Consider the following 12252-nt stretch of genomic DNA (forward strand, 5'->3'; position numbering starts at 1 on the left):
AGCGAAGCGGTACTCGGCGCCCGCTGGGTCACCGTCGACCCGTCGGAGCCCGCCCCCGAGCCCCGCCGCATCCTGCGCGAGGTGCGGGCGGCGGCCGACGCCGGCGCGTCGCCCCGTGCGCCGTGCGGGACCCCGGCGCGGCGCACCGCATCCTGCGCAGCCTCGCCGCCATCGCGGTCCGCGCCGTCGACGCATTGCGACCCGGGGGCCTCTACACCTCCGGCGGCGACGTCGCGGCGGCCGTCACCGCGGCGCTCGGCGCCGACGGCTTCGCCATCGAGGCCGAGGTGATCCCGCTCGCCGTCGCCGGTCACCTCGTGGGCGGACCGCACCACGGACTGGCCTTCGCCACCAAGGGCGGTCTGATCGGCGGCCCCGACGCAGCCGTGGCCTGTCTCGAGCGGCTGCGCGCCATGCACGCCCGGGACCAGGCCCGGCACCTACCGCACCGACCCTCGCAGAGTTCAGCATGCCGCACAGAAGAGGTGTCCCCGTGACCAGTACCCGCCGTCCCGTCCTCGCCGTCACCCTCGGTGACCCCGCGGGCATCGGGCCCGAGATCGTCGCCCGCACCCTCGCCGACCCGGCCACCTCGGAACTGGGCAACGGCATCGCGGTCGGCGACGCCGCCGTGCTGCGCCGAGCCGTCGAGGTGTGCGGACTCGACGTGGAGGTGAACGCAGTCGGTTCGGTCGCCGAGGCGCGGTTCGCCCCGGGCCGCATCGACATCCTCGACCTCGGTATCGCCGGCGGCGACCTGGAGTGGGGCACGGTCAGTGCCGTCGCCGGCCGGTCCGCGATCGCCGCCATCGAGGAAGCCACCCGCGCCGCCGTGGCCCGCGACGTGGACGGAGTCGTCACCGCCCCCATCAACAAGGAGGCCATCTGGGCGGCCGGCGCGAAGCATCTGGGACACACCGAGATGCTCGGCGAACTGACCGGCGCCGCACACTTCGACACCATGTTCGTCGTGCGCGGGCTGAAGATCTTCTTCACCACGCGGCACGTCTCCCTGCGCAAGGCCCTCGACCAGATCACCGAGGAGCGCGTGGGTGACAGCATCCGCCACGCCGTCACCGCGCTGCGCGTCTTCGGCCACGACGCGCCGCGCCTGGGCGTGGCCGCAGTCAACCCGCACGGCGGCGAGAACGGCCACTTCGGCGACGAGGAGATCACCGCCCTGCGGCCCGCCGTGGAGAAGGCGGCGGCCGAGGGACTGGACGTCACCGGCCCGGTCCCGGCGGACTCCGTCTTCCACCAGGGCCTTCAGGGCCGTTTCGACGGTGTGCTCTCCCACTTCCACGACCAGGGACACATCCCCGCCAAGACCGTCGACTTCGACGGCACGGTCTCGGTGACGGTCGGCCTGCCGATCCTGCGCACCTCGGTCGACCACGGCACCGCGTTCGACATCGCCGGAACCGGCCAGGCGTCACCCGGCACCATGGCAGCCGCCTTCCGAGCCGGCGTGGAGTTCAGCGGCAGCGCCGACCGGATCCGGGAGACGTACGGCTCAGGCGCCTGACGCACCGTGCGCGCAGCCCCCCGGATCCCGCCCAGCAAGGAGCCGCAGTTGACATCATCCGTACCCGTGAGCGGGCCCACGGGCTGCCGGTCCCACCCCTCCGGCGCCGTCGACGGCCCGGCCCCCGCGGAAGGACCGCGATGACAGTCGACCGTCCCCGCGCCCCGCGCCGCGGCACCGAACGGCGCCGCGAGGAGATCCTGCGCCACGTACGCGACGGCAGCGGCGACATCGCCGGTCTGGCCGCCCGCTTCGGGGTGTCCGTCTCCACGGTCCGCCGCGATCTCCAGCACCTGGCCGGGGACGGGCACGTCCACCGGACGTACGGCGGAGCGGTCGCCGGCGGTCACGTCGCCGAACGCACCCTGGACGAGAAGGAGTCCGGCCACCGCGCCCAGAAGGAAGCCATCGCCCGGGCCGCCGCCGAACGCGTCGCGGACGGCGATGTGGTGCTGATCGACGCCGGTACGACCACCGGACGGTTCGCCCGGGCCCTTCGGTCGCGCAGCCGGCTGACCGTCATCACCAACTCCACGCTCGTGCTGCGCCACCTCGCGGACGCACCCGGCATCGAACTGATCGTGCTCGGCGGCCGGGTGCGCCGCCCCAACGGTGCGATCCTCGGGCCGGAGGGCGAGGAAACCCTGCGCCGGCTCACGCCCGACCTGGCGGTCCTCGGCGCGGACGGGCTGGACGCCCGTAACGGCCTGTCGTGTCCGAGCCTCGGGCAGGCCCACGCCAAGGAGTTGATGGCCGAGCGAGGCCGCGAGGTGCTCGTGCTGGCCGACGCGACGAAGCTGGGAGCCGGCCCGTTCCCGTACCACGCGCGGCCCGCCGGCCCGTGGACACTCGTCACGGACGCGTCCGCGGACCCCGCGATCGTGCGGGAGTTCACCACCGGCCCCATCGACGTGCTGACCGTGCCGGCGCAGCCCTGAGCGCCCCCGCGGGGGCCGCCCCGGCGGCCCGCTTTTCGCACCGGAACCGGTGAGCGGAACGCCCTCGCCCTACGCACTCACCAGCGGGACAGCCATACTGGGCGGTCCGGAGCACCGAGAGCGACGACGGGGGCGGCTGCACGCGATGCGCAACAGACTCATCCAGGGCCGGTACCGCCTGCTCGAGAGAATCGGCCGTGGCGGCATGGGCGCGGTGTGGCGCGCCCACGACGAAGCCCTCGGCCGAGAGGTGGCCGTGAAGTGCCACGACCCGCTGGGATCCGGACAGGACGAGTCGGTCCTCGAGGTCCTGAGGGAGCGGTTCCGCCGGGAGGCCCGCGTCGCGGCAGCGCTGCAGCACCGTGGGGTCACGGTGATTCACGACTTCGGCACGGACGACGGCGTGATGTTCCTGGTCATGGAACTGCTCGACGGCCACAACCTCGCCGAACTGATGAGCCGGGGCGGAAGCAGACCGCTGGACGTGCCCGAGGTCATGGACATCGCCCAGCAGGTGTCCGCCGCCCTGGCGTACACCCACCGTCGTGGCATCGTGCACCGGGACCTCAAGCCCGCCAACGTGATGCGGCTGGCCGACGGCACCGTGAAGATCTGCGACTTCGGCATCGCGCGTCCCGGGCAGGACCCCGACCTGTCGTCCCGGCTGACCGGTGCGGGCATCGCTCTGGGTACCCCGCACTACATGTCGCCCGAACAGATCGGCGGCAGCGAACCCGTCGACCACCGGAGCGATCTCTACTCCCTGGGCTGCGTGCTGTACGAGATAGCGACCGGGGCGCCCCCGTTCGACCTGGAGGACACCTGGTCGATCCTGGTCGCCCACCGTGACACCCTGCCTGTCCCGCCCCGCACGCACCGGCCCGAACTGCCCGAGTCCTTCGACCGGGTCGTGCTCGACCTGCTGGCCAAGGACCCCGCGGACCGGCCACGCGACGCCGCGGAGGTCGCCGCGCGGCTGGCTCACGGACCGGCGGGCGCGACCGGCTCCGTTCCGGTCCCCGCCCCCGCCGGAGCGGCGGACCTGCCCGGCTGGTCCCGGGGTATGACGGCGGGCCCGCGGGCCCGCCGCCGCACCGGCCCTGTCGGCCCGCCCGACGGCCTGACCCGGGTGTGGACCCGGAACCTCGCCCGGGCCGGGACGGGACGGCGATGGCGGCGAAGGCCGGGCTGAGGCCGGTGCCGCGGGACGCCGGCACGGAGGGAGAGACCCGCGGAAGGCTCGACCCGACGGCGTGATCTCCGCACTGGCATTCGCCGATCACCGCATGTTACGAAGAGCCATGCCTCATCGTGACTCGTACGACGCAGTGATCGTGGGCGGTGGCCACAACGGTCTCGTCGCCGCCGCCTACCTGGCCCGCGCCGGCCGCAGCGTCCTGCTGCTGGAACGCCTGGACACCACCGGCGGCGCCGCCGTGTCCACGCGTCCCTTCGCCGGCATCGACGCCCGGCTGTCCCGCTACTCCTACCTGGTCAGCCTGCTGCCGCAGAAGATCGTCGACGAGTTGGGGCTGCGTTTCGCCGTCCGCAAGCGCAACGTCTCCTCCTACACCCCGACCGAGCGCGGCGGGCGACCCGGCGGGCTGCTGGTGGACAAAGCCGACGAGGCCCGCACCCGTGACGCGTTCGTCCGACTCACCGGTTCCGACCGGGAGTTCACCGCCTGGCAGCGGTTCTACGGCATGACCCAGCAGGTCGCCGAACGCGTCTTTCCCACCCTCACCGAGCCGCTGCCGACCCGCACCGCCCTGCGGGAACGGATCGGGGACGACGCCGCCTGGCGTGCCCTCTTCGAGCGGCCCGTCGGTGAGGCGATCGAGGAGAGCTTCCGGGACGACCTGGTCCGCGGCGTGGTGCTGACCGACGCCCTCATCGGCACCTTCGCCGACGCCCACGACGCCTCGCTCGCCCAGAACCGCTGCTTCCTCTACCACATCATCGGCGGCGGAACCGGCGACTGGGACGTTCCGGTCGGGGGGATGGGCGCGCTCACGGACGCACTGGCCACGGCCGCCCGCACCGCCGGCGCCGAGATCGTGACCGGTCACGAGGTGACGGGCATCGAGACCGACGGGACCCAGGCCGAGGTCCGCTACCGCTCGGCCGACGGGGACGGAACCGTCCGGGCCGATCACGTGCTGGTGAACGCCTCGCCGCACCACCTGGCGGGGCTGCTGGGGGAGGAGACCCCGGCGAAGCCCGAGGGCGCGCAGCTGAAGGTGAACATGCTGCTGCGCCGGCTCCCGAAGCTGCGCGATCCCGTGACCGACCCGCGCGAGGCCTTCGCGGGCACCTTCCACATCGCCGAGGGCTACGATGAACTGGCCGCGGCCTACCGTCAGGCCGCCGCCGGGGAACTGCCCTCCGCGCCTCCCTCGGAGATCTACTGCCACTCGCTGACCGACCCGTCGATCCTCGGTCCCGAACTCGCCGCCGAGGGTTACCAGACCCTCACCCTCTTCGGCCTCCACGTCCCTGCCCGGCTGTTCGAGAAGGACAACGAAGCGGTGCGCGACGAGCTGCTGGCCGCCACCCTCGCCCGGCTGGACGCCCACCTGGACGAGCCCGTCACCGACTGCCTGGCGACGGACGCCGACGGCCGGCCCTGCATCGAGGCCAAGACCCCGCTCGACCTCGAGCGGGACCTGCGACTGCCCGGCGGAAACATCTTCCACCGGGAGCTCGCCTTCCCCTACGCAGACGAGGAGTCCGGCACCGGCCGCTGGGGTGTCGAGACCGCGCACGCGAACGTCCTGCTGTGCGGTGCGGGCGCGGTCCGCGGCGGCGGCGTGAGCGGCGTTCCCGGCCACAACGCCGCCATGGCGGTGCTGGGCCGTTAGCCGCCGCGGGTTGTTCAGTCGGCGGACGCGGTCCAGCCCAGGGCCTCGATCCGGGCAGCGTCCGCCGGCCGGGCCTCGTCGAAGACGGCCCGGCCGCCGTCCTCGACGCGGATTCCGTCCACGTACACGCCCCGGCCCACGTACAGGGAGTCGGTGGCCGAACGCCACCGCAGCCGCACGGGCATGCCCCGCCACGCGGTGAGATCCGCGCTCGCCCGGTGCCAGACCCGCCCCGACCAGCCGTTCACGGATCCGCCGGGATGCTGGTCCTCGGGTTCGCCCCGCCGCTTCGTCGCGAACGGCACCGGCTGCCACGTCGTTCCGCCGTCGGCGGAACCCTCCAGCCGGACCGGATCGGTGCCGGGCTCGGTGTCCCACCACAGGGAGAAGGCCAGCCGGGCTTTTTCCCCGGTGACTTCCACGTCCGGCAGGGTGAGCGTCGCGGTCGTCCGGTTCTCCATGCCCGTGAACCAGGCGGTTGGCCCGTGCTCCGGACGCACCGGGACGGCGCGGGCGAGACAGGTCGCCGCGGCGACCCGCGGAGCACTCCCGGAACGCCAGGTGCGCACGGGGTGCACCGAGTTGCCGAGCAGGACGAGGAAGGAGTCGGTGGTCGGATCGATGACCAGACAGGTGCCGGTGAATCCGGTGTGTCCGGCAGTGCGCGGGGTGGCCATCGCCCCCATGTACCAGTGCTGGTAGAGCTCGAAGCCCAGGCCGTGCTCGTCACCGGGGAAGTCCGTGTTGAAGTCGGTGAACATCAGCCGGACCGACTCGGCGGACAGGATCCGCTCGCGTCCGTAGGCTCCGCCGTTGAGCAGTGTGCGGCAGAGCACGGCCAGGTCCCAGGCGCACGAGAAGACACCGGCGTGGCCGGCGACTCCGCCGAAAGCGTAGGCGTTCTCGTCGTGCACCTCGCCCCACACCAGACCCCGGTCCAGACCGGACCACGGCAGCCGGGCGTCCTCGGTGGCCGCGATCCGCGGCTTCCAGTCGGCCGGCGGGTTGAACCGGGTGCGGTCCATCCCGAGCGGTCCGGTGATCTCCGCGCTCAGCTGCACGTCGAGTGCGCGGCCGGTGATCTTCTCCAGGACCAGCTGAAGCGAGATGAGGTTGAGGTCCGAGTACAGGTAGGCCGTCCCCGGAGCGGCGACGAGCTCCTCGTTCCAGAGCCGTTGCAGCCTCGCCTCGTGCGTGGGCTCCTTGTACAGCGGGATCCATGCCCGGAATCCCGAGGTGTGGGTGAGCAGCTGGCGGATCGTCACGTCCTGCTTGCCGCCGCCCGCGAACTCCGGGAGGTAACGGGTGACGGGCGACTCCAGCTCCAGGTTGCCCCGTTCGATCTGCTGGACGGCGAGGATCGAGGTGAACAGCTTGGAGACGGACGCCAGGTCGAAGACCGTGTCGTCGGCCATCGGGATCTGCTGGCCGGCGGGGAACTCGACGCCGGTGTCGGTCTTCTCGTCGTACGCCGAGTAGCGGACGGCGTGACCGATCGGCTCGTGGAGGGCGACGGTGGCGCCGCGGCCGGCGAGCATCACGGCGCCTGCGTACCAGGGGTGTGCGGGGGAGGGGCCGAGGAAGGACCGTGCCTGCTCGACCAGTTGCTCCAGGTGGGACTCCAGCAGCTTCGCCCGCCGGGCGGAGCCGCGGCGCAGCACGGGAGCCCGGCCACCGCTGCCGTGGTCCGCCGCGAAGGCTGCCGTGGACGGCGCGGAGAGCAGCATCAGTGATCCGCCGAGCGCCAGCATCCCCGCCCCGAACTGCCGCCGGCTCAGCCCACCGGTTCGCGTACCGGACATCGCAGCACCCTCCTGAAAGTAATTTTCGGAACAGCACACAGCAGGTGGAACTTTCTTCCAGGGGTCAGGGTGTGTCAACCCTCCACGCTGGCCCGCCGATGTGACGTCCGGTCGGCACCTGCGGTGCGACACGGCGTCGAGGACCGTATGGTCGCGGTCCCGGCGCGCGGCGGCCTTGACCCCGGTACCGAGGCCCCTGAGGATCGCCTCATGACAGGCGTACGCAGCAGCACGGTCGACGGGGTCCTGCGGCGTACCGCGCGACGGGTGCCCGGCCGCACGGCGGTCCGCTACGGCGAGCGGTCCTGGACCTACCGTGAACTCGACGAGGCTGTTTCGGCCGCGGCCCGGTTGCTGCGGGCCGCCGGGCTGCAGCCGGGGGACCGGGTGGGCTCCTACGGGCACAACTCCGACGCCTACCTCATCGGGTTCCTGGCCTGTGCCCGGTCCGGTCTCGTGCACGTGCCCGTCAACCACAACCTCACCGGCGAGGACCTGTCGTACATCGTCAGGCAGTCGGGATGCTCACTGGTGCTCGCCGACCCCGGGCTCGCCGGCCGACTCGACGGCCCGGTGCCGGTGATGCCGCTTCGGGACGCCGACGACGCCCTCCTGACCCGGTTGGACAGCGCACCCCCGGATGCCCCCGGGGCAGGGCCGGACGACGAGGCCGCCGTGGACGCCGAGAGCCTGGTGCAACTCCTCTACACCTCCGGCACCACCGCCCTGCCCAAGGGCGCGATGATGACCCACCGCGCTCTGGTGCACGAGTACGTCAGCGCCGTCACCGCCCTCGACCTGAAGGAGTCGGACCGGCCCGTCCACGCCCTGCCGCTCTACCACTCGGCGCAGATGCACGTCTTCCTGCTGCCCTACCTCGCGGTCGGCGCCGAGAACACCATCGTGGACGCGCCGGACGCGGAGACCCTCCTCGGCCTGGTGGAATCCGGCCGCGTCGACAGCATCTTCGCCCCGCCCACCGTGTGGATCGGGCTGGCGAACCACCCCGGCTTCGCCGAGCGCGACCTCAGCGGTCTGCGGAAGGCGTACTACGGGGCGTCGATCATGCCGGTTCCGGTGCTGCAGCGTCTGCGCGAACATCTGCCCGGCCTGGCGTTCTACAACTGTTTCGGGCAGAGCGAGATCGGACCGCTGGCGACGGTCCTCCGCCCCGAGGAGCACGACGCGCGCCCCGACTCGTGCGGCCGGCCGGTGCTGTTCGTCGAGGCCAAAGTCGTCGACGAAGCCGGCCGGGACACGCAGGACGGCACGCCCGGCGAGGTCGTCTATCGGTCCCCGCAGCTGTGCGAGGGCTACTGGGACAAGCCCGAGGAGACCGCCGAGGCGTTCCGCGACGGCTGGTTCCGCTCCGGGGACCTTGCGGTCCGCGACGCCGAGGGATACCTCACCGTGGTCGACCGGGTGAAGGACGTCATCAACTCCGGAGGAGTCCTGGTGGCGTCCCGGCAGGTGGAGGACGTGCTGTACGAGCACCCGCAGGTGGCCGAGGCGGCGGTGATCGGCCTCCCCGACGAGCGCTGGATCGAGGCCGTCACGGCCGTGGTCGTGCCGCGCGGCGAGCTCGTCGCCGAGGACCTCGTGGTCCACGCCCGGGAGCGGCTCGCGCACTTCAAGGCCCCCAAGCGCGTGATCGTGGTCGACGCTCTGCCGCGCAACGCCTCGGGGAAGGTGCTCAAACGCGAGCTGCGGGAGCGCTTCGACGGCTGAACTGTTTTGCACCCCTGCCCTCGGGTAACCGGGCGGGCGTGCATCCCCGGCGTGCGCAACCGTGAGCGCACGCCCGGCGTCCACACGACGGAAGGACGTGAGAACGTGAAGATCGCATTCCTCGTGGCCCCGGAAGGCGTCGAACAGGTCGAACTCACCGAGCCCTGGCGCGAACTGAGCGCCGCTGGGCACTCACCCCGCCTGGTGTCCACCGAGGCGGGGAAGATCCAGGCGTTCGACCACCTCGACAAGGCGGACACCTTCGACGTGGACCAGACCGTCGCCGACGCCACCGTGACCGAGTACGACGCGCTGATCCTGCCCGGCGGGGTGGCCAACCCCGACTTCCTCCGCCTCCAGCCCGACGCGGTCGCGTTCGCCAAGGGTTTCTGCAATGCGGGCAAGCCGGTGGCGGCCATCTGCCACGCGCCCTGGCTGCTCGTCGAGGCCGGTGTCGTGCGCGGCCGCACACTGACGTCGTTCCCGAGCCTGGGTACCGACATCCGCAACGCGGGCGGCACCTGGGTCGACGAGCAGGTACACGTGTGCGACGCGGGGCCCGGCCCCCTGATCACCAGCCGCCGGCCGGGCGACCTGAAGGCCTTCGACGAGGCGATCCTCAACCGGCTCTCCGGAGCGGCCGCCTGATCGGCGGCTCCGCCGCGTCACACCTGCCGGTCCGGATTTCTCCGTGGCCCCACGGTCACCCGCTGCGATCGATAGGCTGGCCGCGCACCGACAACGGGAGGAGTACGGACGTGGCGGAGACCAGCGCGGAGCAGACGTCGGCGGGCTTCACGAAGCCGCAGCTCGACCTCACCGACGCCGCATGGCAGTCCAGCAACGAGGGCAACGGCGATGTGCAGATCGCCTTCGTCGACGGTTACATCGCCATGCGGGACGGCCGCGACCCCGACGGCCCGGCGCTCGTCTTCACTCCGGCCGAGTGGCGGGCCTTCGTACTGGGCGCACGGGACGGAGAGTTCGACCTCGCCTGACCTGCCCGGCGCCGGTTGCCGGGTACGCACTGCACGCGTCCCCGGCGGCCGGCGACCACCTTTCCGCGGCGGTGTCGTGCCCCTGCCGGGCATGTCGTCTGCGCGCGCTGACGACGGTGTCGTGCAGCGCCGCCTCGTGGCCGTCGTGCCCCTTGACCGGCCGTGCCCGGGCCTCCGCCACCGTGACGTCCCACAGGCCGGGATCGAGACAGGTCACAACCTCCTCCGCCGTGATGTGGGCCTCCGGCGCCCCAGTGTGCGGGTCCGTGTTCCCCGGAGCCGGCGGGTGATGGCCGACGACGACCAGCGAGCCGCCCGGGGCGACCGCCTCGGCGAGGCTGCGGATCAGGTCGGCATGCGACGTCCGTGGGTGGGCATAGTGGGTCGTGACCAGATCGAACCCGCCCGCTGACGGTGTTCGGACGGTCAGATCGGCTCGCACCCACGCGATCCGCCCCGCGACCTCGGCGCCGAAGGATGCGGCGTGCTCGCGCGCGCGGTGCAACGCGGTGGCCGCGATGTCCACCGCCGTCACCCGCCAGCCGCGCGAGGCGAGCCAGACGGCCTCGGCTCCCTCGCCGCAGCCCGCGTCCAGCGCCGTTCCCGGAGCGAGCCTCCCGGCCTCCGCGACCAGGTGCGGATGGGGTGGCCCGCCGTGGCCCGCGCTGCGCGTGCGGTGACGCTCTTCCCAGAACTCCCTGCCGAACTCTCCGGGCACGATCGCCCTCCTTCGTGATGGTGGTGTCACGGGCCTCGGCGACGTCCGCCTCCACACCTCGCGGCCGGTCCGGGGCCGCGACCGGCCTGGCGGACGGTGACCGCCGGAGTCCGTCGCGCCGTCGTTCCCGACTCTGCGGCCGGCCGGGCAGAGAGGCAAACATTATTGCCGGTCCGGCAAAATGAGAGCCATGGACTGCGACCTCGACCGAGCGCTCGGGGCGGTCGGCCCCCGGTTGCGCAGCCTGCGCCGGCAGCGCGACGCCACGCTGGCAGAGCTCTCCGCGACGACCGGCATCTCGGTGAGCACGCTGTCCCGGCTGGAGTCGGGGGCCCGCAGGCCGACCCTCGAACTCCTGCTCCCGCTGGCCCGAGCACACGGCGTCACACTGGACGAACTGGTCGGTGCCCCTCCCACCGGCGACCCGCGCATCCATCTGACGCCGGTCACCGTCCATGGCATGACCATGGTTCCCCTCACCCGCCGGACCGGCGGCATCCAGGCGTACAAGCTCGTCGTCCCGGCCGCTCCCTCGAAGGAACCCGAACCGCAGACCCACGAGGGCTACGAGTGGCTGTACGTCCTCAACGGGCGCCTGCGGCTCGTCCTCGGCGACCACGATCTCGAGCTCCTGCCGGGGGAGGCAGCGGAGTTCGACACCCGCGTGCCGCACTGGTTCGGAGCCGCAGGACCCGAACCGGTCGAGTTCCTCAGCCTGTTCGGCCGACAGGGGGAACGCGCACACCTGCGAGCCCGCCCGAGGCCGGGCCCGCTCCAGGGCGACTGAGAGCGGTGCGGCGGCCCCGGCAGCAGTCCGTCCCCCCGGGCGGTGCGGACGGAGCGGCGGCCCGGGCACGTACCATGTCCGCATGTCGTTCCTCCGCCGCCGCAGCGCCGCCACGCCCACCGGGCCGGACTTCGACGTCCTCGCCATGGACCCCGGCGACTGGCCGGGCAACCTCGGTGCGGGGCTGCTGCCCGCCCCCGACGGGAGCTGCCAGGGCGTCTTCCTCCGCTACGACCTGTTCGGCGGCCGCGGACCGGCAATGATCATCGGAAATCTCCCCGAGGGCTCCCCGGCCCGGGAACTCGACGAGGGCCAGGTCCCCTTCGAGGTCGCCCAGCTGCTGGCCGCTCTCGGACACGAGGAACCGGTGCACGTGGTCGAGGCGGAGGAGACCCCGATCATGCACCAGGACAACCTCCTGATCGTCCGCCGGATCAGGGTCTCGGAAGGCCGCGTGTCCTGCGCCCAGTTCGACCGCAGCGACGGTGTGCTGGTGACCATCGCGAGCTGGGACCGCCCGATCACGGATGACCTCTACCAGCTGCTCAAGCCGCTCCCCGCAGAGATCTTCCAGCAGCGCTGACCTCCCTCCTCCGCGCCGGGCGCCGAGGCGAAGGGGCCGCCCCGGCTGCTCGGCCGGACACTTTTGGCGAATGCCCCTTCGTCGTGTCGTCGGCCTGATCCCCTCGTTGGTGGGTCAGGCCGACGTTGTGTTTGGGGTGGGTAGATGTCGTTGCGTCCTGGTGTGCCCGGCGGGGTGCCGCAGGAGACGGTCAGGGTGGCTCGCGCGGCCTTCCCGAAGGGGTGCCTGGCCGTCCGGGTTCGGGATGTGCTCGGGCCAGTCTTCGCTGATGTGGAGTTCGCGGGTCTTTTTTCCGCAACGGGGCCAAACGCG

The 12252-nt window shown here is 72.4% G+C and carries 11 protein-coding genes and 2 pseudogenes; 11 read left to right on the forward strand and 2 right to left on the reverse strand.

All coding sequences use genetic code 11. The annotated features are described in order from the left end of the window. The first annotated feature begins 122 nt into the window (after window positions 1–122). The 5 genes and pseudogenes from M1E25_RS25370 to M1E25_RS25390 all read left to right on the forward strand — a co-directional run bounded on the left by M1E25_RS25370 (window position 123) and on the right by M1E25_RS25390 (window position 5324). Window positions 123–497 (forward strand): nucleotide-binding domain containing protein, encoded by a 375-nt coding sequence (locus M1E25_RS25370; RefSeq protein WP_251419629.1) that lies wholly within the window; start codon window positions 123–125, stop codon window positions 495–497. After that, window positions 494–1525: a 4-hydroxythreonine-4-phosphate dehydrogenase PdxA gene (pdxA, locus tag M1E25_RS25375; protein ID WP_251419631.1), complete on the forward strand. Its 1032-nt coding sequence runs from the start codon at window positions 494–496 to the stop codon at window positions 1523–1525. Before M1E25_RS25370 ends, pdxA begins: the two co-directional genes overlap by 4 nt. Window positions 1526–1665: 140 nt before the next feature. Next, window positions 1666–2463, forward strand: a complete 798-nt coding sequence (locus M1E25_RS25380) for a DeoR/GlpR family DNA-binding transcription regulator (protein ID WP_251419633.1) — start codon at window positions 1666–1668, stop codon at window positions 2461–2463. Between the two features lie 145 nt (window positions 2464–2608). Beyond that, window positions 2609–3631: pseudogene (locus M1E25_RS25385) on the forward strand (serine/threonine-protein kinase); the annotation flags it as partial. A gap of 133 nt (window positions 3632–3764) precedes the next feature. After that, window positions 3765–5324, forward strand: coding sequence for a phytoene desaturase family protein (locus M1E25_RS25390; protein ID WP_251419635.1), 1560 nt, complete (start codon window positions 3765–3767; stop codon window positions 5322–5324). Between the two features lie 14 nt (window positions 5325–5338). Here M1E25_RS25390 and M1E25_RS25395 read toward each other — a convergent pair whose 3' ends face one another. Beyond that, on the reverse strand, window positions 5339–7126 hold the full coding sequence (locus M1E25_RS25395; RefSeq protein WP_251419637.1) for a serine hydrolase domain-containing protein: 1788 nt from the start codon (window positions 7124–7126) through the stop codon (window positions 5339–5341). A 210-nt stretch (window positions 7127–7336) separates the two neighbouring features. Between M1E25_RS25395 and M1E25_RS25400 the strand changes: the two genes are divergently transcribed. The 3 genes from M1E25_RS25400 (at window position 7337) to M1E25_RS25410 (ending at window position 9852) form a co-directional block, all read left to right on the forward strand. Further along, window positions 7337–8854, forward strand: coding sequence for an acyl-CoA synthetase (locus tag M1E25_RS25400; RefSeq protein WP_251419639.1), 1518 nt, complete (start codon window positions 7337–7339; stop codon window positions 8852–8854). A 105-nt stretch (window positions 8855–8959) separates the two neighbouring features. Then, complete coding sequence (locus M1E25_RS25405) at window positions 8960–9502, forward strand: type 1 glutamine amidotransferase domain-containing protein (protein ID WP_251419641.1); 543 nt, start codon at window positions 8960–8962, stop codon at window positions 9500–9502. Between the two features lie 110 nt (window positions 9503–9612). Then, entirely contained in the window at window positions 9613–9852 is a 240-nt protein-coding gene (locus tag M1E25_RS25410; RefSeq protein ID WP_251419643.1) for a DUF397 domain-containing protein, read from the forward strand. On the opposite strand, the gene M1E25_RS25415 is transcribed toward M1E25_RS25410, so the two are convergent. Then, window positions 9788–10570: a class I SAM-dependent methyltransferase gene (locus M1E25_RS25415; RefSeq protein WP_251419645.1), complete on the reverse strand. Its 783-nt coding sequence runs from the start codon at window positions 10568–10570 to the stop codon at window positions 9788–9790. The genes M1E25_RS25410 and M1E25_RS25415 overlap by 65 nt on opposite strands. Before the next feature lie 181 nt (window positions 10571–10751). Between M1E25_RS25415 and M1E25_RS25420 the strand changes: the two genes are divergently transcribed. The 3 genes and pseudogenes from M1E25_RS25420 to M1E25_RS25430 all read left to right on the forward strand — a co-directional run. After that, window positions 10752–11357, forward strand: coding sequence for a helix-turn-helix domain-containing protein (locus M1E25_RS25420; protein WP_251419647.1), 606 nt, complete (start codon window positions 10752–10754; stop codon window positions 11355–11357). Between the two features lie 82 nt (window positions 11358–11439). Continuing rightward, the gene (locus tag M1E25_RS25425; RefSeq protein ID WP_251419649.1) at window positions 11440–11940 is read left to right on the forward strand and encodes a hypothetical protein; all 501 of its coding nucleotides are present in this window, start codon (window positions 11440–11442) and stop codon (window positions 11938–11940) included. Between the two features lie 144 nt (window positions 11941–12084). Continuing rightward, a pseudogene (locus M1E25_RS25430) lies at window positions 12085–12252 on the forward strand (IS5/IS1182 family transposase); the annotation flags it as partial.

This window comes from Streptomyces meridianus (assembly GCF_023703325.1).
Taxonomy (GTDB): Bacteria; Actinomycetota; Actinomycetes; order Streptomycetales; family Streptomycetaceae; genus Streptomyces; species Streptomyces meridianus.

What these genes read in the sequence shown, in the direction of transcription:
- M1E25_RS25425 (WP_251419649.1), top strand. Translation starts at nt 11,440, where the DNA reads ATGTCGTTCCTCCGCCGCCGCAGCGCCGCCACGCCCACCGGGCCGGAC.
- M1E25_RS25420 (WP_251419647.1), top strand. Translation starts at nt 10,752, where the DNA reads ATGAGAGCCATGGACTGCGACCTCGACCGAGCGCTCGGGGCGGTCGGC.
- M1E25_RS25390 (WP_251419635.1), top strand. Translation starts at nt 3,765, where the DNA reads ATGCCTCATCGTGACTCGTACGACGCAGTGATCGTGGGCGGTGGCCAC.
- M1E25_RS25395 (WP_251419637.1), bottom strand. Translation starts at nt 7,126, where the DNA reads ATGTCCGGTACGCGAACCGGTGGGCTGAGCCGGCGGCAGTTCGGGGCG.
- M1E25_RS25380 (WP_251419633.1), top strand. Translation starts at nt 1,666, where the DNA reads ATGACAGTCGACCGTCCCCGCGCCCCGCGCCGCGGCACCGAACGGCGC.
- M1E25_RS25400 (WP_251419639.1), top strand. Translation starts at nt 7,337, where the DNA reads ATGACAGGCGTACGCAGCAGCACGGTCGACGGGGTCCTGCGGCGTACC.